Below are 26,291 nucleotides of genomic sequence, written 5' to 3'. Positions count from 1 at the left end.
CGCGTCGGGTTGATGGGTTCGAAGCTGATGTTTTTTATGCGCTTCAGAACACGGTACAAGTCCTTCCCTCAAGCAAGCTTATGTTAAAGCGCGCCGATTGCAAGCATGCTCCGGCATGCGCATTCCGGATTCGCGTCTGCGGCAATGCCGGAACGCTTTCTTTCATCGGAAACCCGCGCGTATCGGGCGTTACCCGGCGATTGCGCGGACTGACCGTGTTGCGCAGCACGACGTCACGATAAGGTTCCGGCATCGCAAGGATCGCGTGCATCGTTACTCTGATTGCCCAGCATGCGTTGTCCGGCGTGGCATTCCTCGGGTTCGCCATATACGCCTCGTAACGCACGACGTTCGCCTCCGTGTTGTCCAGCTCGATCAACAACGCGTTTTTCAGGCTCGTTTGCGCATCGGCGGATTGCTGCGGCGTGGGTATGTCGAGAGGCGCATTCGATGCGGATGCGCGAATGGCGTCGAGCAGCATCCGGAAGTATTCGTCGATGTCCGGTTCCGACATCTCGCCAAGGCTTACGTGGTTCACGACCTCGCTCATATCGTTCAACCCGAAGCAGTCGGTCGGGACGAGTGTGTCGAGGAACCTCGTGATCAGCGTGACGTATTGCAGGCGTCGCGGCGGCGCAAGACGCGCGAGCCCGTCCGCGACGAGGTCGGAGCGCGACTGCGCGCCGAGGAAAAGCGCCCTCGCCTGCTGCATGTTGCTTGTGATCGTCGGGTCGTGATGGATCCGCTCGACCCACGCGACGATCAACTTCGCCTTGCTCGACCCCGGCTCGATACCGTTCTCCATCAGCATCTCGTCATAGACAGATCGTTGCGGAACCAGCAACGCGGACGACGACATTTCAAGCAAGATCGAACCGCTGGGCCGCAGGTCTTGCGCATAGCGGATTGCGGCGTCGGCGAGCGATGCGCCGGCCAGTTCGCCAAGGCATGCCGCCACGCAGGCGACGATGGCTTTCATGGCTCCTCCACGCCTGTTGGAGAATGTATTTAAGCAGGTGGTCGGGCTGCTCATGGCCGTTGGGCTCTCGGCCGAACCACGACGGATCATCCATCCAGGTCAGGCGCCCTGCATGCTCTCGATCACGTCGGCCACCGAGGCACGTCGCCCGATCTGCCCGACGCGTTCTTCGAGACCTTCAGCGCGCAGCATGTCCCTCACTTCAGCATGCGCCGACACGATTCGCATGTCGACGCCCGCGGCATGCAACTCCGCGTGCACGGCAGCCAGCATGCGCGCGCCTGCAAGATCGACGATGGGCGTCGTGGACAGATCGAAGATCACCAGCCTGAGCGTCACTTCCGTCGAGCAAACTCTCTGTCGAACCACAGCTCTCACATGCTCGACGTTGAAATAGAGCAGCGACGCCTCGACGCGAAACGCCAGCACGCCCGCGACAGGCTCGTTCTCCGGATGGCGCTCGATGTCCGAGAAGATGCGCGTCCCTGGAATGCGGCCGAGCACGGCAACATGCGGGCGCGCGGCGCGCCGGATCAGCAGCAGCATCGAAACCAGCACGGCAACGATGACGCCCTTGAGAATCCCGAGCAGAAGCACGGCCGCGAAGGCGACCATCGATACGCTGAACTCGAAACGGCTGACGCGCCAAACGTGACGCATTTCGCCGACGTCGATCAAGCCCTTGACGGCAACCAGCACGATCGCCGCGAGAACGACGTTCGGCAGATTCGCCAGCAGTCCGGTAAGGAACATCAGGCACAAGCCTATGGCAACCGACGCGAATATCAGCGCAAGCGGTGACTTCGCGCCTGCCTTGTCGTTGACCGACGACTGCGACAGGCCGCCCGCGACCGGATAGGCCTGAAACAGCCCCGCCGCCAGATTCGCCGCGCCCAGCCCGAGCAGTTCCTGGCGCGAATCGATTTCGTAGCCGTGCGCCTGTGCCAACGCGCGCGCGGCTGACACACTCTCGACATACGAAAGCAGCAGGCATGCGAAAGCCAGTGGAATCACGCCGTCCACGTCGCGCGCGCGCAATCCAGGCAGCCGAAACTCGGGCAAGCCCTGCGGCAACGCGCCGACCACGCTGAACCCAAGCGAGCGCAACGACGTAACCGACAGCACGACAATCGACACCACCACGACGAGCAGCGCAACGGGACGTCCTGGCAAAAACTTCTCTCCGAGCAGCAACACGGCTAGCGCCACCATGCCGAACGCAAACACCGCGAGGTTGGTCGCGGGGAGCTGCCCGGCGAGCGTGGCGATGCGCTCGAAAAAGTGGTCGCCGCCGCCCTTCACCCCGAATAGCTTCGGCAACTGGGTCAGGGCGATGGTCAACGCAGCGCCGGCCTTGAAGCCGAGCAAGATCGTTTCGCTGATGAAGTTGACGAGCGAACTCAGGCGCAAGAGCCACGCGAGGACGCACATGCCCGCCATGATCACGGCGGTTAGCGCCGCGATCGACGCCCAGCGTCCGGGATCGCCCGCGGCCATGCCCGCGACCGAGACACCGACGAGCAAGGAGATCGCGGAAGTTGGCCCAATCGCGAGTTGTCGCGACGATCCGAATAGCGCATAGAACGGCCCGCCGACCAGATAGCAGTAGACGCCGTATTGCGGCGGCAGCCCGGCGAGCGAGGCGTACGCGAGCGAAACCGGAATGCCGTAGGCGGCGAGCGTCACGCCCGCGACGGCATCGCGCGCGAGCCACTGCGGCCGATAGAGCCTGAGCCATTGCGCGGGAGGAAACATCGCTTGCCCCGGAGTCCCTGCCTGGTGGAACGCTCGATGACTTGAATCGCGGCCGTCAGAGCTGGCGCGATCCGATCGACAACGCTGCCTTCCCGATGAGTCAAGTTTTATATTACCGCATCGTCAGTTCTATACCATTCGACCGGGTCATTCAAGCGAACCGTATTCGTTTTGGGCCGGGCCGTGTACTCTTGCCATCGACGTCTCCCGGATTGCAGCGATCGTCCACACGAGGTGCGCGATGATTTCATGCACGTTGATTCGTTGCCTGGTTCAGCCGAATCGTCTGGAATTTTTTGCATGTCCCCTGCGTCAGGCGTCTGTCGCGTATTGCATCGCGTTCGCGTCAGCCTTGCTGTCGACCGAATGTGGGGCCCAGGCGGCTCCTCCGCTGTCGAACCGCACCGTGATAGGCGGCGACGTCAAGGACCACGCCGACGCCGTGCTGTCGCTCATGACCTACACGACCGTTCCCGACGTCACCACCAGTTCCCTCTCGATCAACAGCGGCGCGACCGGCAACCCTGGCTTCGGTCAGACCCAGCTCGGCGGCGGCTTCGTGCTGAGCAAATCGTTTCCACTCTATCTCGAGGGCACGCTCGCATACAGTCGCTATGACCCGACGTTCGTCGCATCGGACGGCACGCAGCAGCGCCCGCTTCCAGTGAAATGGAACTCGTTCAGCACGACGGTCGGTGTCGGCTGGAACTTCCCGATCACGGATGAACTGTCGATACGCCCGATCCTCAACGGCGTGATCGGCCGCGTCGCGAGCGACCTGAGGGTCGCGCAGTCGGTCGTCAACCACGTCACCGACAGCAACCTCCAGTTCCTCGAAGACGGCGCGCTCAACGCCTATGGATACGGCGGCTCACTCATGCTGGATTTCGAGCACTACCGCGAGAACTACGAGATCGACGTCGAACTGCGGGCCACCGATATTCATCTGCAGAGCTTTGGCAGCTCATCCCAGGCGGTTCATGGAACGGCGGACGCGCAGCAACTGAGCCTGTGGGCACGCTGGCGCGCGCCCACAGGCTGGCATGCACTTGACAGGCCAGTTCGCTATGTGCTCGAAACCGCCTATTCGCAATACTTCGGCGACAGCGCCGGGGTGCTCGGCTTCAACAACCTCACGTCGCTCGGGGTCGGTCTGGAACTCGACAGCAGCAAGTACCCGGTGGTGATCACGAGGACGCGCGCGATGGTCCGGTACGTGTTCGGACACAACGTGCATGGCGTCTCGTTCGGGTTTGCGATGAGCTTCTAGCGCTCGGGCCGACCGGGCAAACGTTCGCGATCTGTCGAAAAGACATCCGAGCGGAATCGCCTGCGACGAGCGTCGCAGCCTCACTCGGGCCTGATCCCGTCGCCCGCACTGAAGTGCCGGACGACAGCCGGAACGCTCGGTGGCCGAAGGAGCGCCGGCGCGCTGACAGGGGTAATAACCTCGTGTTAGCTTCACCCCTTTTCTCAACTTCCTATTGCCGGGGAATCCGTGGATCTATTGCTACTGATCAAAGCTGCCATCATGGGCGTCGTGGAAGGACTGACCGAATTCCTGCCCATTTCGTCGACGGGCCATCTGATACTTGCCGGCTCGTTGCTGCACTTCACGAGCGAGAAGGCCAAGGTCTTCGACATCGCGATCCAGACCGGCGCCATCTTCGCCATCATCCTTTTCTACTGGCGGCGTCTCGCCGACACCGCCGCCGGCATCCGCGACGACGCGAAAGCGCGGCGCTTCGTGATGAACGTGCTGATCGCGTTCCTGCCGGCCGTGGTGGTGGGTCTGCTGGCGGGCAAAGCGGTCAAGGCCCATCTCTTTACGCCGACGGTCGTGGCCACGTCGTTCATCGTCGGCGCGCTGGTGATTCTCTGGGCCGAGCGCCGGCCCGCCAGTGCGACGCGCGTCTTTTCCGTCGATGACATGTCGCCGCTCGATGCGCTCAAGGTCGGGCTGATGCAGTGCCTGGCGCTCGTGCCGGGCGTGAGCCGTTCGGGCTCGACCATCATCGGCGGCATGCTGTTCGGCCTGAGCCGCAACACGGCAACGGAGTTCAGCTTCTTTCTGGCGATCCCCACGCTGATCGGCGCTGGCGTGTACAGCCTGTATAAGGAACGGCATTTGTTGTCGGCCGGTGACGTACCGCTTTTTGCCGTCGGGCTCGTGTTTTCGTTCATCAGCGCGTGGGTGTGCGTGCGCTGGCTGCTGCGCTATGTCGCCACGCATAACTTCGTGCCGTTCGCGTGGTATCGGATCGCATTCGGGATCGCGGTGCTGCTGACGGCGCATTTCGGGCTCGTCGACTGGGCGGACTGAGGCTCCGGCGCTCGATATCGTCAGTGACGACGGTTTCGGATCGTGGAAACGCAACATCTTCCGCGATCCGAAAAAATCCCGTGACGCGGCTCGCCTTCGTTGTGTTGCCGGAAGAGGTCGGAGACCGTGATGTTTCTCGACGGCATCGCACGTCAATCGGTCTGAAGCGACTCGATCAAATTCTTGCGCAGCGTCACGATCGCCTTCTGCACTTTCGCGAACTCCTCGGGCGCCAGGCCAGTCGCCTCGACGAGGTCCATCTTGAAACCCTTTTCGCGCAACCGTCGACCGGTTTTGGTGAGGCTGACCCGCACTTGTCGTTCGTCTTGCGGATCGCGCTGCCTTTCCAGATAACCCATTGCCTCAAGCTTCTTCAGGATCGGCGTGAGCGTATTGGATTCGAGAAACAGCTTCTCTCCCAGCCCGCTGACCGTCTGGTTGTCTTCTTCCCACAGCGCGATAATCGTGATGTATTGCGTGTAGGTCAGCCCGAGTTCCTCGAGAATCGGCTTGTAGGCCTTGCCGAACGCCAGGTTCGCGGAATAAACCGCGAAGCACAGGAAGTCGGAAAGCATCACGTTCGCGGGCGACGCCTGATCCTTGTTTTTCATCTGCATCCCCTTTGGCTGAACACCAACGTCCCGCATGCAACACGATACATCGCATGCGATTATATCGCGAATGATGCGAGACGAGGACGGCAGCCAACCGCTGCTTAAGCTGATTTCACCGGCAGTTTCCAACCCGGCCGGACGAAGTGGCACGTATATCCGTCGGGAAGGCGTTCCAGATAGTCCTGATGTTCCGGCTCGGCCTCCCAGAACGGGCCGGCGGGAACGATCTCGGTCACGACCTTGCCGGGCCAGAGATCGGAGGCATCGACGTCCGCGACGGTGTCCACGGCCACTTGCTTCTGCTCATCGTTGCGATAGAAGATGGCCGAGCGATAGCTCGTTCCGGTGTCGTTTCCCTGGCGGTTCTTCGTCGTCGGATCATGGATCTGGAAGAAAAATTCCAGGATCTGGCGATAGCTGATCTGGCTGGGATCGAACACGATCTCGATGCCTTCCGCGTGCGTGCCGTGGTTGCGGTACGTGGCGTTGGGTACGTCACCGCCCGTGTAACCCACGCGTGTGGACAACACGCCGGGGTAGCGCCGCAGCAAATCCTGCATGCCCCAGAAGCAGCCGCCGGCCAGGATGGCGGTTTCCGTTTGCGTCGTCATTTCAATTCTCTCCAAGAGTGGCGTTTAGCCGAAAAACCGTTGTGCAAGGTTAATCGATTCGTCGTTCGATACGATAGCTGGAATTTTGTTCCTTTGCTCCGGGGCTGGTCGAACGCGACTTTAGTGACGTGAATAGAGTTCGTCGCGCCGAGTCACGGCGACATGAGTCCCCGCTTGCGACCGGCCGACGGCAACGCCGCCATAAGCCGATTGCGGACCGGCAGCATCATCACGCTCGGCGGTGAGCGTTTGCACGCTCTGACCACGTTGCGTTGCGGGCGCGCCGATCGACGGCGTGTAAAAAGGTGCCGGTCCATAGCCGCTGGCGAAAGCGGGAGCAGCGGCCGAAGCCGAGAGCGCGACGAGCAGCGCAGCGATGAGTCTGGTCTTCATGATGTAAGTCCTCGAAAATGTGAGAGGTGCGTGCCTTGCCGCATCAAGCCGTAATGACGTTCAGAGCGACGTCGATATTTCCGCGCACGGCCTTCGAATACGGACAGATCTGATGCGCCGAGTGTGCGATCGCCTCGGCGACATCCTGCGCCACGCCCGGTACACGGACGGTGAACTGCGCGCCGAGAAACCAGCCGGGACCGGTCTGGCCGACGTCGACCTGGATATCCACGGAAGCGTCGGGCGGCAACGTGACCTTAATCAGCGACGCCGCGATGCCGAGCGCGCTGATGTAACAAGCCGACCAGGCACCGGCAAACAATTGCTCGGCGGTCGGATGCGGTTCGGCCGCGATGAACTGGTAGTTTTCGCCGCCCGGCGCCGACAGCTTGATATCGACGACGCCGTGTTCGCCTCGCTGCGCGTCGGGGTCGCGATTGATCGTGGTGTGAGTCGTGCCTGAGAAGATGACTTTTTCGATCTTGGTCATGATGGTTTCCTTGATGGACGGGGATTGCGTGTATTTTGCTCGCATGCGTTTAGATCGCATGCGACGCATAATGGACGAAGAAACCAACGATGTCAATCGCATGCGATTTAATCGCGCGATAGGCTTGATAGTCAAAAGAGACCGGTGCTACCGCGTTGAACCGAGCGACATAGGTCTGATGAAAGGGCGCTTTGGCTGGCGTCCCCTTCCCTAGAGAAAGCCGTTGAAGTGATCGAGCTTCACGCGCTGTGCGCCGAGACTCTCGCCGATCTTGCGCAACGCGTCCTTGTGTTCGACCGAATCGAGCTTCTGCACGTCGCGCGGATCAAGGTCTCCGAGGCCGAGAACGCTCAAGCCCGGCCGCGTCAGTTCCACGTTGTAGCGAAGATAGGTGAAGAGCTTCGGATCGACGGGACCGCCGCTGCCGTGAGCACCGGACCCGACAACCATGCTGTGCACTTCGCGATCTAAAACGTCGCCGATCAGGCACTTGCCGAACATGCGGCAAAGTAGATCCTGCTCGTTCAGTGCGGCGAACATGAGCGCGGATGGAAGCGTCGTGGCGTTGAAGAGCAGGTTCATGTCGTCGGGTTCAAGCTGGCCGTTCGCCTTCGGGCTCGTTCCCGTTCCGATCGAAACAATCAGCATTTCTTCCGGACGCTTTGGCTTCCAGCACACTCGATAAGGCTCGGCCGTCGCCATCAGGAACAACTGGAACGCAGGATTATTGTAGGGCGTGATGCCGCCGTCGACGAACACGAACTGCTGCTTGCCGACGAGAATCTGCTCCGGAGGGAAGTAGGTCGGTGCAGCGGTGCTGCCGCGTACGACCTGCCAGAGTGGAAATTCCAGATTGCAGCCCGCGAGGCCCGCCGGACCATTGTATTTGGCCCGCGGGTTGTTGGACAGCGGCCACGGAGAATCGGTGCTCGCATTGCGCAGCACCATCATCAAAAGCGTCTTCAGGCCGGCCGAACCGAGTGTCGGCTGGGCTTCGCCGGTCTGCAGCGAAAGCACGCTCTGCAACTTCCTTGCGAGGGGTTCGTCGTCGTATTTGAAGCGCAGACGGTTAAGGAGCGAGGCCTTGTCGAACATGAGTTCGGCGCTATCGAGATACATCGCGCGGATCTCATCGACCCGCATGCCGAGCGCGACGCAGGTGGCGATCACCGCACCGGTGCTCGTGCCGGCTACATAGTCGAAATAGTCGGAGAGCACGAACTCCTTGCCTGACCTCTCCTCTTTCTCCAGGAGCGCTTCAATCGCGGCGAGCACTTCGATCGTGATGAGACCGCGAATGCCCCCGCCATCGAGCGCGAGCAGCTTGTAGGGAGGTTTCTTGTCCAGCTTGGACTCGAGCACGGACGCTTCTTGTGGCATGGAACTCCTCGCTGATTGGCACGTTGAAAAGGAATGCTCTCTCCAACACGATATCGGTAATGCCGGTTGCATGGGCGTATCCTCAATCAGGATAGGCGACTCGACGGTTTTCGGTTAGCAGCAAACGCAAAAGTCTCGCCGCGCGGGGGGGCGCACGACGGAGAACCTCCGTGGGCTCTTCGCGGCCGCTGGATGTCGCACTTTGTGATGTGTACTGCCATGCGTTTTGAGCGTTCGAGCGGTAGAACGTCCGTCTACACGCTCGATGCGCGCCGCGTCCACACTGAAGTGCGCGCGATGTCTGCAGGGCGTCGCCCGATGCCGTGCGTTCGAAACAGGCGTTGCCTTATTTCGCGCGCGCCTCTCCTTTGACGAATCTGATTCTGTCTGTCTGAAGGGAGACTATCGTTGCTGTCAGTTTGCGCCAGAATGGCATCATGCTCCGCCTTTGTGTTCTTTCACGCCCGTGCTGCCCTTTTCTGTCGCTCCGCGCGGCGTGCCGTCGGTCTATGATGTTTTGAACGATGCCCCGGTCGCACCTGCACTGTGCATCGGTAAAGACCGGGCAATTGCACGCCTTTGTTTGATGGCGACCGGGTATCGCGATGAACACCGTCTCACGCCCTTCACCAGACCAAGGATCTGTGGCATGACAGAACAAGACAAGCCCCGTATCGTGCGGGTCAGCGTTCCGCGAGCCGCGATCGACGAGATTCGCCAGTCCGGACATCACGTCGTGACCTTCTCGGGATACTCTAACGCCGGTTATGAGGATCAGGGCGCGCTGGAGCAATGCCTGTCAGACCTTCTCGCCGGGTTCGACCCGGTCACGACGAAGGTCTGTGCGGGCGCCACTGCCGCGGGCATAGGCGCGGTATACCCGATTGCGAGCGAACGAGGATTCGAAACGATCGGCGTAGTGTCCTCGATGGCCGAGCGAGAGAAAGCCGCTTTCTCGACCGCCGTGGGCACCGTTTTCATCGTTACCGACGAATCCTGGGGCGGATATGTCGGAAATACGCGGATGCTCTCGTTAACTTCATTGGTCATGGTCGAAGTTTCCGATGAACTGATCTGCATCGGCGGAGGATCGATCGCGCGTGACGAATACGAGGTCGCAGAGCGAATGGGCAAAATCGTTCGCTTCATGGGAGCGGACATGAATCATGCCGCCGCGCTGGAGAAGACGCAACGCAAGGGAACGCCACCGCCATCAGACTTCAAGGGCCCGCTGTACGAATTTCTAAACAAGCGCTAAGGCCGGACGACGTCACGACGACGGTAACGCGGGTCGCGGCGGGGCTTGAGGCGATGTGCGATCCAAATCGGTCAAGGCGCACACCCGAGAAATTCCAATGATCAACGTCCGGTACATTGCGACGCTGGAGTTACTATGCCGCGAGGATTGGTCACGGGCTGGTCGATATCGTGCTTATCTTTCCGTTGACCAGGGCGCTGGACTGAGAGCCGTGCACGTCGTCCGACCCGGCCGCGGAAGGCCAACCGGCTGCCATTACTCATCCGAAGAACGACAATCCCGAGCTCGTCATTAAGCGCGCCGCCGCCCGGTTGCTGAGCGCGCTCGCCGCGACTGGGCGAGTGGGCCAGCCTGCATCTGATTTATGAGCTGACGCATCGTGACCCGTTACCTGACGCCAGCATCGCGCAGGCGTTGCTGAAGGCCCGGACCAGTCGTGAAGACAGGTCCGCCGCTCTCTAGGGCTTCGGCTGCGTGCCGGCAGGCTCTGGCGCAGCCGACCGGCTCTCGTACTTGATGATGACCTCGGCCAAGCGCGCTTCGTCATCTTCCTCAGCGACCTTTGCCCCAGTATCGCGGTTGAACTGCTTGGCCATCGTGTAACTATTCGCCTTGACCTCGATCTTCGCTCTGCTGCCTGTGTAGCTTTGCAGAATCGTCCTCAACCGTTTCGCCCGATTCTCCGACAGGTTTCGGTTGTACTCGATCGTGTTCGTCGTGCTGGCATTGCCCAGAATCCAGATCGTCGTCGTGCCTTCCTCGACGCTCTTTCGTATCGCCGGAGGGAGCTTGCCATACCAGACAACAAGGTTAGTCTGCGATTGGTCTTCTACTTTCGCCGAATTCACCGCAAAGTACGCGGTAAAGCTCTGATTTTGTATGGGTATTGGCGCGACCTTGAGCTTGACACCGTACGTGCGTCCCTGGACGCCGCCTGCGACCACAGTTGTGCTTGAGCCCGCGGTTACGCCACCCTGTACTCCGTTGGCTGAATAGCCGACATTCGTATTCAATGCCGCAGTGGCTGTTCCCATGCCGTTGATCATGGGCGACATCAACACGTCGTCACCGGCTGCGCCGGCGACCACCGGAACCTGAATGGTCGCGCCGACGCCTTGTACAGTCACTTTCGGCTGCGCAGGTCCCCAGTCGATCTTGTTGTCGGCATTGATCTTGAATGAAACATTCATCGAGACCCCGCCACTGCCTTCGAGATTGCCATCCCACACATTCCTGAACCAGCTCGCGTTGACCTGCATTCTTACCGTACCGCTCGTGGTATCGGCAGGCAGGTTGACGGTTTGCGGATCAGCGCCGATCGGGAAGGAAATCGGCAGCGAGGCCGTGCCGGTCTCGACGGTCCCGGACGGATCGAATTTCATCCACGAGTCGTCGTGGAGGATGGTACGTCCCCAGCCTGGCGTCTTGATCTCCTCCGGCACCCGATGAATCAGACTGGCGGAATGATCGCCTAGTGTCTGACCGGCCTTGGCGATGGGTGGCTCTTGGCCTTTCGGTCCAGGTTCGGTCGAGGCGCGGTTCAGTGCGGATTTTTCATGCTCTCGCGCAAGAATCATGTCGCGCGTCTTGCGATTTCCGACCGCACGTTGCAAGGTCAGCGCTGCGTTCGTCGCCTGCTGGCGGCCGATTCCGGGCGCACCGAGCATCAGCGTGGCCGCCGCAAGCGATGTCGCGCTGCTGGACGCAAGCTCGCCTCCACGTGTCGCTTCGCCCGCCCGATGACTATGGCTCTCGGACTCATTCAAGCTTCGCCGAGCTACCACCGGATCACATTCGCGCATCTTCCACCTCCCTGCAGTTCAAATCCTGCTGCGCCATGCGCTGCGGTTCGCGATGCTGCTCGTACCCGAAGTGATGAACCGGCTGACTCACTCCGATATGTTTGCAGGATGGAGACGCTGCCGCCAAGTCCAGTTTAGGACATCGTCACGATACGGCGACGCCCAATTTGCGGCTCGATCAGCCACCGATCAGCATTGACCGCTCCAGGTCGCGGCCGAACAACCTTCAGCGACGCTCGGCACCGAACGTCCCCGATGCCCGGTACGGGTTGCCCGCGGTCTCCTGAATTACGAAGCGTCCCGCTACCGCCGGCGGCGGAACGCCGGCCGGGGTGCCGCCGGGCGCCTGCACGAAATTGCCGATCACACCTGCCGCCCTGCTCGCCGCTGACATCGTGCCCTGGAAGTTGGCGCCACTCGTGAGTTGCGTGGTGCCGTTATATTGCGCACCGTCAAAGTTCATGTTCACGGTGCCATTGCGCTGCGCGAAATTCCAGGTGTTGTCGTAGGAGCCGACCGCTGTGTAGAGCGCACCGCCGCTCGCGACGTTGCCGATTGCGTGTCCGCTATAGGTCGCGCTTCCCGTCGTCGGCAACTGGTCGGCGGCACGGCCGGCTATCCATGTGCCCATATGCAGATGTTCCAGGTCGACGCCCGCCGTGCCTGCGGTGTCGCCAAGCAGGAAGCCCCACTGCAGATACTGGTAGTTGGGGATCGGGTGGCCGTTGGGCAGGTTCAGCGATGCAGGCAGGTTGCCCGCGCCATCGCGCAACAGGTTCGCGTTGACCATCGCGACCGAACCGTTGGCGGCGGCGAAGCGGTTGTCGTCGATCATCGCGGACGGGTTGTTGGGACCGCCGAGCGTCATCGGCGCGTGGCCCGATAGAAGCAGGTCGACCTGCAGGCGGTTGTCGCTGGCATCGGTCTGGATGACGAAATTGTTCGGGCTGGTGCCGCTGCCGATCGGGTTGATCGTGAGCGCGGCGCCGGGGCCGTTTTCCTTCTCGGCGAGACCGCCGGCCCAGCCGGTCAGGATCGCGCCGCTGCGCGTGTTGACGGGCACCTGTCCCGTAGCGGTGGCGAGACGAAGAACCGCGTACTGTACGTCGTCGGTCGTGTTGCTGCCGAGGGCGTGTTCGCTACCGCCGTTCAGATGATTTGTAACGTCCTGATCCGTCGGCGGCGTGTAGTTTTCAAGGATGAAATAGCCGGCGTAACCATCGCGATTAGGCATTGCAGGATTACCGCCCCCGAACGCCGTGCTCATGAGCGGGCTCGAAATCGCGACGGTGCCGAACTGGCCCGGCCTGACATTGCCGCGCGACGAGCCTATGGTGCGGCCGCTTATGCTTGCAATGACCGAGTTCGCCATGACCGACTGCCCCGGCACGGCGGCAGCGGCGCAACTGTCGCAGTGCCTCAGTTCGTATTTGACATCGCCCACGGTGACCGAGATGGTCGATTGCTGATTGCCACGGTCGCCTTGCTGCCCAAAGTCCGCATGTAGCACACTGTTCCGCGCTTGCGGCGAACCGGGGCCGGCATTCACGACGTAAAAACCGGTGTCGCTCAATGTCTGGCCCACTGCGGTGGGCTGGCGCAGGAACGCGCGAATATTGGATGCGACCGTCCTGCCCGGATCCTTTTTCTGATCGAAATTCTCAAGGCCGGCGGACAAGAAGAAGCGGTCGACGGCGAACGTGGGTTTGAATGCGTAATTCACCTCGCCGGGATTCTGTTCGGTCGATGGAATCAGGCGACCGGCATCGACGTTGCCGGTCGCGAACAGAAAGCGCTCCCCTCTCGCAGGGTCAAGTTCTGGAGCGTTGGCGCTGTTGAGCCTGCCCGGTCTGACCTCCACCAGAAGGAAGTTGTCGGCGGCGCGAATCATGGTCTCAGCCTCTACTTTGCCGAGAGGATCATCAGGCGCCGAGGGAGCGGTTTTTCGCGTGTCCATCTTGAACCCCGCCTGCAGGATCTCCCAGTGCGACGCAGTCCCAAAGATGGAGCCACTGCCGGGACGGGTCGGGTTCAGGACGGTGGCAACCGTTTCTGCTACGTCGTAGGAGACGCCCAACACGCCGGGCTGAGGCCAGGGGATGATGCCCTTGTTGAACAGAAACGGTGGCGAGGTATCAAAATTGAAACCCGACAAGACATGATCGGTTCCGAAACCGAGCCGCTGGTTGATCCCGTCCAATTGAATCCCCGGGAAGCCTTGATCGCCTGGGCCGGGATTATTTTCCTGCCGGAAGATATATTGCAATTGCGCATCGGGCGGTGTTAGTGCGAGCAAAGCTCCGTCGAACTTGTCGGATACGAGTGTGGGCATGCCGATGCTCTGAGTATAAGGTTCGCTGGAGATAAACAAACGATTCGTCGTCGGCACGCGCCCCCTGACAGGCTCGTCGAAAGTGCCACCGTTGACCGTCGCATTTCCGCGACTCTGGGCAAGCGAACGCAGGTCGCCGTTCGATTCCGATGGCTGATCATCCGGTCTATACCCGGCGACGAGGAACTTGCCCGGGCCAAATCCCTCCGATCCTTTTCCTCCGGCTGTTGAGCCAATCTCCACGAACCCGCCCGTAGGCGGTGCTGGCGGTGCTGGCGGTGCTGGCGGTGGTGTCTCTATCGACAGACTTCCCGACGGCTTGTCTTCCGTCGCCAGTGCCAGCGTTGCCGCCCCCGCCGCCGCGATCTGCGACAGCCCCGCCCGCCCAAGCTGATCCTCCTCGTCCTTCGTCAGCCCCGACAACTGCGCGGTTCCCAAATCGAACGCATCGGCAGCCGCCACGCCTTCCGCTTCCCGCGACGGCCCAGCGGGCGGCGCCTGCCCCGTCAGCGAAACCAGCTCGAAGCCCGGCCGCTCGATGCGCTGCGTCTGCCCGCCGCTCACCATCTCGACGTCCCGCCCGACCAGCAGGCTCGCGCGCGTCCGCCCTTCGGCAGTCACCTCGACGACCGCCGATGCCGCGTCCAGCCTGACCTCTCCTGCCGTCGTCCTGACCACGATAGGCTTGGCCTCACTGAATCTGCCGCCCGCGATCCGCACGAGTCCTTTTCCCAACCGCAGCGCCAGTTGTCCGCTACCCGTGTCCGGATAATCGAATGCATCGATCTCGAGTTCGGTGTTAGGCGCAAGCGTGACCGATGTCCCGTCGGGGAACAGCACTTCCCGGATCTCCGATGCACCGGTCGCATACCGCTGACCGGCGGCCACCACGCCTCGTTTAACCTCGACCCGCGGTTTGAGTCCGTTGCCGGGCGAAAAACTCAGCGTCACGCCTTCGACACTGGCCTGCGCCAGCGGCGCCGCCATCATCAGGCCCACCATCATTGCCGGCATCGCATTGATCCTTGCCATCAATCTGGTCATGATCGTTTGCTCCTGCTACGGTGATCGACGGCCAGGGGTGAAACCACAGAACGCACGCGCTGGCCGTTGCGCTGTCGTGCGGCGCTTCGAATCGAAGCGGAATGGTTCGCCTAAAAGCTCCACGCGAGCCCGAGGCTGGCACTCGTGTCGTGATACTTGAAATTCGGCAGCGTGGAATTGGTGTTCGAGTACTGCACGACCGCTGTCAGTGTGAGCGTCTGCGTGATGCGCACGTTGTTCGAGAGGACGATGTCGAACCGGTTGTCCTGGCGCTTGACCGTCGGATCGACGGCCGGGTCGGCTTCGTTGTAGACGCTCCGGCGCACGCCCGCATAAAGCGACGTGCTCCACGAATACTCGGTCCAGTGGAACGGCGCGGGATACGTTTGCGTCACGCCCGCCCCGAAGCCGATCTCCTTGAACGATTCGAAGCCGGCCTCCGAGTTGCGCTGCGCGAGACTCAGTCCGCTGAAGAGCCGCGTCGCGGGAAGCACCTGGTAGCTCACGCTGCCGCGCAGTTCGGTGTACATCCCCGAGCGATTCGAGTTGGTCGGAAACGCGCCCTGGTTGAAAAAATGCTGATCGCTGGTTTCGAGCGTCACGTCGAAATACGACGCCGTCGCGAAGATCTTGCGCAGATTCACGCCTGCGCCGTATCCGCCCAGATAGTCGCGGCTGTTCAACAGCAGATAGGTCGCGGACACGAACGGTCGAACCGACCAACTCGGGTCCAATACCCCGCCGATGTAAAAGCGCGGCCCGATGTCCGTCCCGAAGCTGTTCAGATTCAGCAGGTGCGTGTCTTTATAACGGCGGTTATACGTCGTGAAGTTGGCTTCGAGGTCGTTGCCGGCCTGACTGTCGAACGCATACGTGTAGTTGAGCGTGCCGCCCACTTCCGCGGACCAGTCGCTGTGACCGAGTGCCTGCTCGTCGAGCAGACCTTGCTGCCCGAGCACCCTGACTTCGCGCGACGACGGACCGGCGTTCGCATTGCTGTCGTAGCGCCCGCCGGCGTAGATCGATCCGGTGAAGAAATGCTTGCGCTGCGCGCGCTCGGCCTGACCCAGCAGCGACTGCGCGCGCTGACGCAAGGGGCCAGGGACGTCGGGCGCGAGGAGTGCCTGTCGCAGATAGACGGCCGCGAGGTCCGTCGCGCCCGCGCGCAGGTATAGTTCGCCCAATTGCAGGCGAATGTTCGACAGGCCGGGGTTGATCTTGAGGATGCGCTCGAGCGCGGCGATCGAACCTCGCAAGTCACCCTCCGATGCTGCCACCCTCGCGAACTCGAACGAACGCTCCGAGTTGGTGGGATCGGCCATCATCGCTTCGAAGGCGGCGCGATATTGCGGCGATTCACGGCTTCCTGGCTCGGGCGACACGACGGGCGCGATCTCCTGCGCCGCAGCCGTGGTGCCCGTGGCGACGAACGCAAGCGGGATCACTCTCTCCGCGGCAAACTTCAAGTGACAGGCCATTCGTACCGATGCGCTGCGCTTTTGAGGTGCAGGCCGTTGCACACGTCCGGAAGCAGAGCTTTGCATATTACCCGGCAACGTGTCGGTTCTTATTGCTCATTTTGAGTCCCTTGCGAAAGCCGGGTCTGTGCAGCGTGAAGCGCGCGAAAACAAATGCAGTCGGTTGCAAAATAAAGGGCAAAAAAACCGTGCACATTTTTAGGTAAATTATTCGCACACTACGTCGCGCTCTATATGCGGAAATAATAAATATCGTTCCTCCAGACAGCAACAGGATTGAACGCGCTCAGACATCAACCTCCCGCGTGACTGTCGCAGTGGCGCCGGATTTCGTCGCACACGACAATACGAACGATCGGACGCTGAATGAAGACGCACAGCCAGACGCTTGCGCATGCTTGATTCTTCGCCCCATTTGCAAATGAACGGCTGGCGCAGAGTCTGGAAGGGCATCTGAATGCGCGATCAACCGGGATCGCCGGGTTCCTGGCAGTCGTCGCCCGTTTTTCCTTCACATTCGCAAGTACCAGCGTGAATGCGAACCCATTCATTGGTCGGAAAAGCCAGGTCTCCCTTGTTGAAGGTTTTATATAGACCGCTGAACTTATTGCGGAAACAGGCAGGAAAAGAATCCGAATCCGTGTCACCCGTGTTCACGTCGCTCATGTTGTATCTCCTTTGCGTTGAAAGGCCAGTCAGTCCGCCTAGCGCGGGCTTGAACTCCAGCTTAGAGCGGCAGGGACGCACAGCGTTATGACAATCTTGCGCTCAGGTTGAAATCGCCCTTTGAGAACCCCGAGCTTGTGTTCGAACCCCTCTGATGTTGTCACGTTTTCGATAGGTGATGCTTAGCGTCTGGTGCGCTTAGCATGCCGGCGCTTCAACCGACATCGAGCGATCGTCCGATTGGGTGAATCGATCAGGACCGCGCCCCTCGCGCCCCGCAAGCCCCCCTCTTCGATGGGGATTGTAAGTTCAAACTTCGCCCAATACACTTGAACTGAAGCCCACCTTTTTGCCGCACGACCTCAGGCTCGACCCTGCTGAAAAAAGCATCCACCGCACGCCACGGGGCAAGCATTCGATCGAGATCGGATCGCATGGCCGCGCAATCGCGCTTCGCATGCGGGAACCGGACCGGCCGCGCCGGCTTTCCGGCTCGGACCGGCGCATCGAGCCACGTGCGGCGCGCCGCACGGACTGCCGGATTCTCACGGAGTGCCACGCGATGACTCGTATCGATGAATCAGCCGGAACGTTCGGCGAACGCACGCTCGCGCTCGCGCCCGGTTCGCGGCTCGCGGAATTCGACTTGATCCGGCTGATTGGCGAGGGCGGATTCGGCATCGTCTACCTGGCTTACGATACGCTGCTGCATCGTCAGGTCGCGATCAAGGAATTCATGCCCGCCACGCTCGCCTGCCGTTCGGGCCGCACCGACGTGCTGGTGCGCTCGAACAGGCACGAGGAAATATTCGTCGAGGCCAAGCGCAAGTTCCTTGAAGAGGCGCGGCTGCTCGCGCAGTTCGATCACGAGTCGATCGTCCGGGTGCTTCGTGTCTGGGAAGCGAACGGCACGGCGTACATGGCGATGCCGTACTACGAGGGCATGACGCTCTGGGACACGATTCGCGCGAAAGGCACGCCGCCCGACGAAAACTGGCTCCGCGCAATGCTCCGGCCGCTGATGGAGGCGCTCGGCGTGTTGCATCGCGCACAGTGCTATCACCGCGACGTCTCGCCGGACAACATCATGATCGCCAGCGACCCCGAGCGGCCGGTGCTTCTCGATCTGGGCGCGGCGCGGCGCATCATCGGCACGATGAGCCATGCGCCCACTGTGATCTACAAGACCGGATATGCGCCGGTCGAGCAATACGGCCTGGAGCGTTCAATGACGCAAGGCCCGTGGACGGATGTCTACGCGCTTGCGGCCGTCGTGTATTTCGCGATCACGGGGACGGCGCCTCCTGCTTCGATCAGCCGCACGATGGAGGACATGTATGAGCCGCTCGCGGTCGTCGCAAGCGGCCGCTATTCGGCACGCTTTCTGCAAGCGATCGACCACGCACTCGCCGTGCGGCCCGAACACCGGCCGCAAAGCATCGCTGAATTCGCCGCGGAACTGGGGACCCATATCGATGCGGGCAACGGCCATCCCACCCCGCCGCCGGTCGAACCCGAACCGGCGTCACGACCCGACCGGCAGCGTCTTTACATCGCCGCAGCGGTGCTCGGTGTCGTGGCGCTCGGCGGCGGTGCGGGCTGGCACTTGCTGAAGCCGCCGCTCCAGAAGCCGCCCCCGCCCCCACCCCCGCCGCCGCCCTACACACCGGCGGGCGAAATGGCACGCATCGTCCAACTCGCCGACGCGTCGCAGCACGTCACCGTGCAGTCCGCCTCGAGCGCGCGCATCGGCCGGGACAAGCTCACGTTCGCCGTCACGACGAGCCGCAGCGGCTTCGTCTACGTCTTCATGACGGACCCGACCGACCAATACACGATGCTGTTTCCCAACGAGCGCGACGAAAACAACCGCGTCTCGGCCGGCGAAACGCTGTTCCTTCCTCGCTCCAACTGGCCGATGGTGGCCTCCGCGCCGGTCGGTCCGAACCGGTTTCTCGTGATCGTCTCCGCTTCACCGCGCGACTTCAGCGACGCCGGCCTCAGCAGGCAAGCTCCGTTCGCGAAGATTTCGCCCGTCGTTCAACGCGAAACGGCCGCGCGTCGCACGGAGCGCTATTCCCCGTTCGCCGGAACGCCGCATTGCGCGCCCGGCGCGGACTGTCCCAATTCCTTTGGCGCCGCCATGTTCCAGATCGACTCCGTCGCCTATCACGAGTGAGTCGAGCCGGTCGCGGCCCGGCGCTGCACGCTTCACTGCACGGTAATGATGGTCACGCGCCGGTTTTCCGGCGCGGCCGGGTTGTGGCGATTCATCGGCTGCGTCGAGCCCCTGCCGACCGCCGTCAGGCGCTCCGGCGCCACGCCGCCCACGCTCGACAGGTATTGCACGACTGCCTGGGCGCGTTCCGTAGACAGGCGCATGTTCACATCGGACGGGCCGCGCGGATCGGCGTGCCCTTCGACCTGGAAACGGTACGCAGCCAGTTGCTCGGAGCGCAACGCCTTCCCCAACTGGTCGAGCGCCGCCTTCGCGGCCGGCGTGAGGTTCGTCGAGTTGCTCGTGAACGAAATCAGCAACGACGCGCCCCCCGTGTGGCCCGTCGTTCCCTGCTGCACGGGCGCCGCCGCGTCGGGCGTCAAAGGATCGAAGCCGCGCACGGTGATCGGCTCCCCGCGCGTGGTCGCCGGCGCCACGGGCGTGAGCGCTTTTCTAAGCTGATCCGCGCTCGTATTGCGTTCGTCGAACACGGCTTGCGCAGAGACGAGTTCCGTCGCGAGGACGATAGAAGCGCCGCAAGCCATCACGACAACGCGCATGAGACAGGAAACAGAAGCCATCGGATCACCTCTTCATCATCGGTATTGATCACGCAAGCCGCTTTCCGGACGCTGCCACGCGCGGAACACGGACCTTTTGAAGCATTTCATCAAGGCGACGCGGTCTGCGCGCCCTCTCCCACGTTGACGAACGCGCCCCAGAACACGGGATGCGCGAACGCCGGCTTGCTCTCACCATCGAGCATCGACAGCATCGCGCGACGCAGTGCCTCCGCCCGTCCGATCTCCGGATGGTCGGCCAGCGCGCGCATCGTGCCGACCATCAGGACCGCGGTCGAACGGGACTCGACCGTCCAGTGGCTTACGAGCAGCGCCCGGCCGCCTGCATAGAAGAACGCCTTGGCGAGCCCCGACAGTCCTTCCGCACCATCGCGACCTTCGGGCGCCGCCGTATTGCAGGCCGACAGAACGACCCAGTCGGCGTCGAGCCGCAAGGTCGCGATGTCGCTTGCCGCGAGCAGGCCGTTGTCGGCGGCGGTCGCCTTCTTTGGCGGCGTCAGCACGAGCGCGGGCTCGGCCAGTCCAAAGCTTCCCGCGGAGAGCGCGTGCGTGGCGAACTGGACGATCCGATATGAAGCGAGATCGGCGCCCATCACCCTCGGCTTGCTCGCATCCGCGCCGAAAAACAGGTCGCGGTCACTCGCTTTGAGCGCATGGGCGACGCTCGTCAGTTCGTCGCGCGTTTCGTGGAGCGGCTTGAGTTGGGTGCGCAGCAGTTCAGGATCGACTCCGCCGGCGAATGCATTGGGCAACGCCGCGCGCCTGGGCTTGCCGTCCCCGGTCAGCACCGGATCGCCGAAGCCGATGAACGGCCTGCTCGCGCCCGATTGCAGCGTGACCGCGCGCAGCGCGGTGAATGCGCTGACCGAGGGATCGATCGAATACGAGAGATGGCGGCTCAGGAAATCAAGCTTGCTGTAATCGGAAAATATTTTGGGCGGCTCGCTGGCCGGCGTCGCGAGAAGAACGGAGAGCGGCACGCTCTGCATGGCACGATCGACCACGGCGACCAGATATTGCGTGCGGCCTAGTTGTTGCCCGAACGGTGCGAGAAGCTGCCGGTACAGCAGATTCGCCGACGCGACATCGAAGACGGGCAAATCCTCCATGAATCTCACGCCCTCCAGCTTCAGGCCCGCGCGAATCGAATCGACGGTCCGCCTGAGTTGCGTCGCGTTCAGGTTTGCGCGGGTGAAATCGAGCGAGCGGGACGTGACGAGAAACACATAGGACGCTTCAGGCGACGTCACCTGCAAGAGCAACGCCTCGCGCGGCCTCAGCAGCGCCTGCACCGCGCTCGCGGCGACCGGCCGGGGATGCGTCAGCTCCGCATAGCGAGGAAAATCGCGTCGCAGGGTCTCGTCGAGGGTTTCGATCGAACGAGTGAGTTCGGCGAGCGCCTGACGGTTTCCCGGGGCGCGCGCCTGGCCGGACGCGACGCCTGGCATCCCGGCCAGTTCCTCGATCATTGAACGATCCAGCGCTTGCCAGCGTTCGCCCGCATCCTGGCGCTGGCGCACGAGCTCTGCCAGCCGCCCTTGTCCGGCGGCGAAGCGCGCCGCCATCTGACTGACCGCCCCCGCCGTGCCGCTCAGATGCGGAAGCTGCGCCACCTCGAACATCTCGCGCATGAGCGCGGTATCGGGTGCCGGATGATTGGCCCAGCCGATTTCGAGGAACTGTTCGAAGAGCCCGCGCGCCAGCCGCTGCTCGCCGAGCGCCGATGACGACAGCGCACGCTGCGCGACATCGAGCCGTTGCCGCGCGATCTGCACCGCCTCGCGGGATATCGAAAGCGCATCGGTCGGATTGCCTTCTGCGAGTCGCAGGTTCGCGAGCTCGGACAGGCTTTCGGCGAGCCCGGCGGCCGTCGTCGCTCCGTCCTTGCGAAGAATGCCGACCGCGCGTGCAAGCTCGTCGCCGGCCTCGCTGTAGCGCTTCTGCGCGACATGGATGCGCGCTAGATCGGTGAGACCGGGCGGTAAATCCGACGACTCGCTACCGCGCACCGTGCCGATCAGCGCGAGCGCCATCGCATAGTGCTTCTCGGCGTTCGCGAGATCGCCTGCGCGATGCTCGGCGCGGGCCAGCGCCGAATAGGCGTAGCCGCGCCGCACATCCCAGCGGCCGGGCAAACGCTCGTAGGTCGACAGCGCGGTACGAGCCTGCAGGGCCGCGCGGCCGGCGTCGCCCGACTCGGAGAGCAGCAGCGAGTACTCGACGCGCGTCGCAGCCGCCGCTGCGCTCGCGTCGCCGAGGCTCGCCGTGAAAGCCGCGATAGCGCGTTCATAGAGCCGTCTTGCCTCGTCAAACTGGCCGAGATCCTGATAGACGATCGCGAGACAATGCAGCGCTCGCGCGACGGCCGGATGCGAATCGGCGTACGCGCGCCGGTAGATGGCAAGGACTTCCGTGTAGACATGCTCAGCCTCGATCGCCTCGCGGCGCAAAATCTCGATCCAGCCGATGTTGTAAAGCACCGAGGCGCGCGCGAGCGGGTCCGCGGATGCGGACGCATCGAGCGTCTTCAACGCCTGGTCCAGCAGCGCCTTGGCGCTGTCAAGCCTCGAATCGTAAATGTCGATCTGCGCGAGCGTGACGTCCGCAGACGCCAGGCTCGCGGCGTCCACGGGTTGCTGCGCAGAGAAAATACGGCGCGCGACGCTTGCCTCGTTACGCGCGGCTACGATCGACTCCTGCCGGAGATGTACGCCTGCCAGATCGAGATAAGCGCGTGCCGTCGCCGGGCTTTGATCACCGCGGAGCCCGCGTGTCGCTCGCAGGGCTGCGGCGAACTGAGTCTCCGCATCGTCGGGACGCGCGAGTTCGAGATACGCGACACCGAGATTACGCGCGACTTGCGCCGCGTGTTCAGGATCGGTTGCCGCGTTCCTGGTGAAGATGGTGGCGCTCTTCTCGTAGTAAATCACGGCCTGCTCAAACTGACCGCTCGCGGCATAGATGGAAGCAAGGTTGTTCACAAGCCATGCATAGTCCCTCGACTCCGCGCCCTTCGCGCTTCGAATCGTTTCCACCGCCTGCCGGGACAACTGCAGCGCCTCGGCGAAGCGCCGCTGCCGGGCATTCCAGGTAGCGAGATCATCGAGGATATACGCGACGTATTCGTGTCGCGGAGCGTAGCGCGAGCGTGCCATGACGAGCGCGCGTTCGCCGAGCGAGATGGCCTGTTCGATCTGATTCGACGCCGCGAGCTGACGGGCCCGCGCGGCGAGATCAAGCGCCTCTCCGCCGGCGGGCGAGGACGCGGCTCCCGTCAGGGACGGCGCCGGAGTCTGCGCGCAGACCGGACTTGGCTGTACGGCCAGAAACATGGAGAGACCGATGGCCACGCTGTGATTGGCCCGAATCCGCGTCATGTGCTTTTACCGTTTAGTCGTGGCCGTGCGGATGATTCGCATGCCGACCCTTCTCGATGCGTTGACCCGTGCATTCGGCATCGCATTGATCGACCACTTCGACTCCATGTAAACACTTGCAGCAGTGACTAGCGGTCAGGGGGCGGTGCGCGGCTCTAATACGATCCGCACTTCGACGTAAAGGCGCTACGCTCAACGTCGATCGCCTCCATCCCGACGTTGCCATCTACGAGCATCGACGTGCATGCCATGCATTCTCCGGCGCGCGACTGCGATCAGTCCGCCAAGTCATCGACTTCGCACGCCAAATCGAAACCGCACTCGATGTTTGATCCGGTACCCAATGCATCAGGAATGCTTTCAATCTGGCGGAGGTTTTTTCGCTGTTTGCAAAACCCCCGCTCGCGTTGCTTGAGCAATCGCGCCATACGTCCAGCCTATTCGGTCAAACCGGCGTCGATGAGCTTGACAAGGCGTTCGCCGTGACCTTTGCTTGAATCGTCAGGCGCTCGCGTGGCGCACCGGCGCTTCGCGTTGCGCGAGCGCTTTGAGCAGCCCGCGCGGGCCCGCAGAAGTCTGGCGTTTGACGGAGGTCCATCGTGACGTACCAACGCGAATATGCAACGGACATTGACAGCTCGGGCACACGCGTGTCGCGCCAGCCGGAGATGCGGGAAGAGGACAAAGACAAGGAAAAGGCGATGGCGGCTACACCCGTAGTCGCGCATCGCTGTGCGCTCTGCAATCAAGTCGCGAGATCGCCATCGAAAGTCTGGCGCGATCCTGCGCAGACGCTGCTGCAAATGCAGCGCACGGTCGGCAACCGCCATGTCCAGGGCATGATCCAGGCCAAGCTCGACGTCAGCCACCCGGCGGACGCCAGCGAACAGGAGGCGGAACACTTCGCCGATCGTGTGATGACCATGCCTGAAGCGACCCCACAGCGTGCCGTCGATCCGTCAATCACAGCGCAATCCGTGCCGGACGATGAACATCGGCGAAGCATCGACCGCTCGTCGCAGGACGCGAGCGACGCGGGCCTTCATCCCGATGCGGAGCATGCCGTGCATGCTGCGTCGAAGTCGGCTGGACAACCTTTGCCGGTCACGCTGCAACGGAAGTTCGGCGATGCACTCAACGCGGATCTCACCGGCGTGCGCATTCACACGGGGTCGCAATCGGTCGAGGCGGCGAAGGCGATCAGCGCGCGTGCGTACACCACGGGAGGTGATATCCACTTCAATCAGGGGCAATACGACCCTCACAGTCCGCAGGGTCAGCATCTCCTTGCGCATGAAGTTGCGCACACGGTGCAGCAGGGAAGCAGCCCAGTCCTGCGAACGAAGCGGGCCGAGCACACCCACGCCGACGAGTAGAAGAAAGCCGCACCGGCCAATCGGCAATCGGCATTGATGCTGTCGCCTAAGAGGAACCGCAATGATCACCGCCGAAGTCACCGACCTGATCTACAAGGAAGCCAGGGAAAAGATCGCCACCATGACTCTCTATGCCCGAGTGTGCTTCTGCTGTGCCGCGATTGTCGTCGTTCCGCTTTTCCTGTTCATGGATGCGTTCGTGGCGCCAATACTGGAACGCTTGTTTCGCTTTATCGGCGATGGCCTGCACGCGGCGTTGCCGAACATACAACTCGCGGTGATCGTTTCATTTTTACTCTCGCTCAGCCTGGTGAGCGAACTGACCGAAAAGAAGCTGATCCCGCTCTTCACGGGTATGGCCGGCAAGAAGGTATTCGACATCGAGACGGTCAAATCGATTGCCCGTTCCGAGATTCCGATTCTCGAGCATGTCGTCAGGAAAGCGACGACCGGACACCGGCTCGTCAGGGTCGACATCGACGAGAACCAGCCCACGAAATGGCGCTATCAGTACAGCTTCTGGGTGAAATATGCGCTGCTTATCCTGAGTTCGATCGTGCTCACGTGGGCCGTCGTGATGCTGCGTCACTAGGGCGCCCAGCAAGCATTTGCAGTGCATGTGAAAGCGCGATGACATTTACTTGGCGGGTTCCGCCGTCCAGTGTGGCGAGCCGCTCATACGTCGGCATCCGAACCGAAATTGCCGGCTGTTACGTGCTAAAACCTTAACAGGCCGGCACGCGGCAATCCCGCGCCGTCATGCCAGCCCCGACACCCCGCCCATCAAAACAGCTTCATCCTTACGACATTTCCGGCGGCATTCCATTTCCGGGAACGGCTCGATCCATCTGCCGGGCGGCCTGTCCCCGACGATATTCGACGCGGAGAACTCACATGGACCAGACAACGTTCATGGCGGCAACCGGTGCGCAGCAAGCGAGCGCGGCATTCTGGCTCGGCCCTCTGTCCGCTGCTATGGACCGGTTTCAGATCAACACGCCCGCACGCCAGGCAGCCTTTCTTGCGCAACTCGCTTACGAGAGCGGCGGCTTCCCGCTGCCGCCCGTCGCCGAAAGATTCAACTATGCGGCCGCCCGGCTCGACGCCGTGTTCTCGTCGCTGACGCAGCAGCAATGCAATGCGCTCGGCCGTCAGCCGGGCGAGACCTGCGTGCCACCGGACCGGCAGGAAAAGATCGCGAACCTCGTCTATCAGAACAAATGCGGCAATGGTCCGGCGGCATGCGGCGATGGCTGGCGATACCGCGGTTCGGGCCTCATCCAGTTGACCTTCAAAAGCAACTTCGACGCCGCCGGCCGGGCGATCGGCAAAGACCTCGTGTCGAACCCGGACAGCGTGCGCAACGACGCCAGCACTGCCGCGCTGGTCGCCGCCTGGTTCTGGCAGTCGCACGGCTGCAACGAGCTGGCGGACACCGGTGCCTTCCATCAGATCACGGCGAAGATCAATCCGGCGCACGAAGGCGAGCAAGGCCGGGACAACGCGTTCGAGCTGGCGAGCAACGCTCTCGGCGCGGATGTCGCTGGCGGCAGCACCGTCGTCTGAACGCAATTCAGAAACGCCGTTCAGGACATAACCGCATTACCGGCCGAA

The 26,291-nt window shown here is 62.3% G+C and carries 20 protein-coding genes; 7 read left to right on the top strand and 13 right to left on the bottom strand.

The genetic code is table 11. The annotated features are described in order from the left end of the window. Positions 1–43 precede the first annotated feature (43 nt). A complete protein-coding gene (locus AWB65_RS08340; RefSeq protein WP_087666709.1) occupies positions 44–979 on the bottom strand; it encodes a hypothetical protein in 936 nt (311 codons plus the stop codon). A 99-nt stretch (positions 980–1,078) separates the two neighbouring features. Continuing rightward, positions 1,079–2,734, bottom strand: a complete 1,656-nt coding sequence (locus AWB65_RS08335) for a SulP family inorganic anion transporter (RefSeq protein WP_087666708.1) — start codon at positions 2,732–2,734, stop codon at positions 1,079–1,081. Between the two features lie 352 nt (positions 2,735–3,086). Between AWB65_RS08335 and AWB65_RS08330 the strand changes: the two genes are divergently transcribed. Next, a complete protein-coding gene (locus tag AWB65_RS08330) occupies positions 3,087–4,004 on the top strand; it encodes a hypothetical protein (RefSeq protein WP_125474092.1) in 918 nt (305 codons plus the stop codon). Positions 4,005–4,232: 228 nt separating this feature from the next. Beyond that, entirely contained in the window at positions 4,233–5,057 is an 825-nt protein-coding gene (locus AWB65_RS08325) for an undecaprenyl-diphosphate phosphatase (protein WP_087666707.1), read from the top strand. A 152-nt stretch (positions 5,058–5,209) separates the two neighbouring features. Here AWB65_RS08325 and AWB65_RS08320 read toward each other — a convergent pair whose 3' ends face one another. The 5 genes from AWB65_RS08320 to AWB65_RS08295 form a co-directional block, all read right to left on the bottom strand. Further along, positions 5,210–5,668, bottom strand: a complete 459-nt coding sequence (locus tag AWB65_RS08320) for a MarR family winged helix-turn-helix transcriptional regulator (RefSeq protein WP_087666804.1) — start codon at positions 5,666–5,668, stop codon at positions 5,210–5,212. 104 nt (positions 5,669–5,772) lie between these two features. Further along, entirely contained in the window at positions 5,773–6,282 is a 510-nt protein-coding gene (gene msrA, locus AWB65_RS08315; RefSeq protein WP_087666706.1) for a peptide-methionine (S)-S-oxide reductase MsrA, read from the bottom strand. A gap of 120 nt (positions 6,283–6,402) precedes the next feature. Next, on the bottom strand, positions 6,403–6,675 hold the full coding sequence (locus AWB65_RS08310) for a hypothetical protein (RefSeq protein WP_087666705.1): 273 nt from the start codon (positions 6,673–6,675) through the stop codon (positions 6,403–6,405). A gap of 43 nt (positions 6,676–6,718) precedes the next feature. Beyond that, positions 6,719–7,165, bottom strand: a complete 447-nt coding sequence (locus AWB65_RS08305) for an Ohr family peroxiredoxin (protein WP_087666704.1) — start codon at positions 7,163–7,165, stop codon at positions 6,719–6,721. A 210-nt stretch (positions 7,166–7,375) separates the two neighbouring features. Further along, positions 7,376–8,545, bottom strand: coding sequence for a patatin-like phospholipase family protein (locus tag AWB65_RS08295; protein WP_087666702.1), 1,170 nt, complete (start codon positions 8,543–8,545; stop codon positions 7,376–7,378). A gap of 649 nt (positions 8,546–9,194) precedes the next feature. Here AWB65_RS08295 and AWB65_RS08290 point away from each other — a divergent pair. Beyond that, on the top strand, positions 9,195–9,803 hold the full coding sequence (locus tag AWB65_RS08290) for a hypothetical protein (RefSeq protein ID WP_087666701.1): 609 nt from the start codon (positions 9,195–9,197) through the stop codon (positions 9,801–9,803). Between the two features lie 458 nt (positions 9,804–10,261). Here AWB65_RS08290 and AWB65_RS08285 read toward each other — a convergent pair whose 3' ends face one another. The 4 genes from AWB65_RS08285 to AWB65_RS35470 form a co-directional block, all read right to left on the bottom strand. Further along, positions 10,262–11,569 (bottom strand): OmpA family protein, encoded by a 1,308-nt coding sequence (locus AWB65_RS08285; protein ID WP_235007547.1) that lies wholly within the window; start codon positions 11,567–11,569, stop codon positions 10,262–10,264. Positions 11,570–11,831: 262 nt separating this feature from the next. Continuing rightward, positions 11,832–14,981, bottom strand: coding sequence for a FecR domain-containing protein (locus tag AWB65_RS08280; protein WP_087666699.1), 3,150 nt, complete (start codon positions 14,979–14,981; stop codon positions 11,832–11,834). A gap of 110 nt (positions 14,982–15,091) precedes the next feature. Next, the gene (locus AWB65_RS08275) at positions 15,092–16,447 is read right to left on the bottom strand and encodes a surface lipoprotein assembly modifier (RefSeq protein ID WP_159907562.1); all 1,356 of its coding nucleotides are present in this window, start codon (positions 16,445–16,447) and stop codon (positions 15,092–15,094) included. Positions 16,448–16,924: 477 nt separating this feature from the next. Next, entirely contained in the window at positions 16,925–17,125 is a 201-nt protein-coding gene (locus AWB65_RS35470; RefSeq protein WP_125474091.1) for a hypothetical protein, read from the bottom strand. A 562-nt stretch (positions 17,126–17,687) separates the two neighbouring features. Between AWB65_RS35470 and AWB65_RS08270 the strand changes: the two genes are divergently transcribed. Beyond that, positions 17,688–19,304 (top strand): serine/threonine-protein kinase, encoded by a 1,617-nt coding sequence (locus tag AWB65_RS08270; RefSeq protein ID WP_159907560.1) that lies wholly within the window; start codon positions 17,688–17,690, stop codon positions 19,302–19,304. A 32-nt stretch (positions 19,305–19,336) separates the two neighbouring features. Here AWB65_RS08270 and AWB65_RS08265 read toward each other — a convergent pair whose 3' ends face one another. After that, on the bottom strand, positions 19,337–19,924 hold the full coding sequence (locus AWB65_RS08265) for an OmpA family protein (RefSeq protein WP_087666696.1): 588 nt from the start codon (positions 19,922–19,924) through the stop codon (positions 19,337–19,339). Positions 19,925–20,013: 89 nt separating this feature from the next. After that, positions 20,014–23,301, bottom strand: a complete 3,288-nt coding sequence (locus AWB65_RS08260; protein ID WP_087666695.1) for a CHAT domain-containing tetratricopeptide repeat protein — start codon at positions 23,299–23,301, stop codon at positions 20,014–20,016. 599 nt (positions 23,302–23,900) lie between these two features. On the opposite strand from AWB65_RS08260, the gene AWB65_RS08255 reads away from it, so the two are divergent. The 3 genes from AWB65_RS08255 to AWB65_RS08245 all read left to right on the top strand — a co-directional run bounded on the left by AWB65_RS08255 (position 23,901) and on the right by AWB65_RS08245 (position 26,243). Then, positions 23,901–24,677 (top strand): eCIS core domain-containing protein, encoded by a 777-nt coding sequence (locus tag AWB65_RS08255; RefSeq protein WP_087666694.1) that lies wholly within the window; start codon positions 23,901–23,903, stop codon positions 24,675–24,677. A gap of 61 nt (positions 24,678–24,738) precedes the next feature. After that, positions 24,739–25,269: a hypothetical protein gene (locus AWB65_RS08250; protein ID WP_087666693.1), complete on the top strand. Its 531-nt coding sequence runs from the start codon at positions 24,739–24,741 to the stop codon at positions 25,267–25,269. Between the two features lie 302 nt (positions 25,270–25,571). Continuing rightward, positions 25,572–26,243 (top strand): glycoside hydrolase family 19 protein, encoded by a 672-nt coding sequence (locus AWB65_RS08245; protein WP_087666692.1) that lies wholly within the window; start codon positions 25,572–25,574, stop codon positions 26,241–26,243. Positions 26,244–26,291 lie beyond the last annotated feature (48 nt).

The sequence above is a fragment of the Caballeronia humi genome, assembly GCF_001544475.1.
Taxonomy (GTDB): domain Bacteria; phylum Pseudomonadota; class Gammaproteobacteria; order Burkholderiales; family Burkholderiaceae; genus Caballeronia; species Caballeronia humi.
This window is presented reverse-complemented; position numbering and strand designations above follow the sequence as displayed.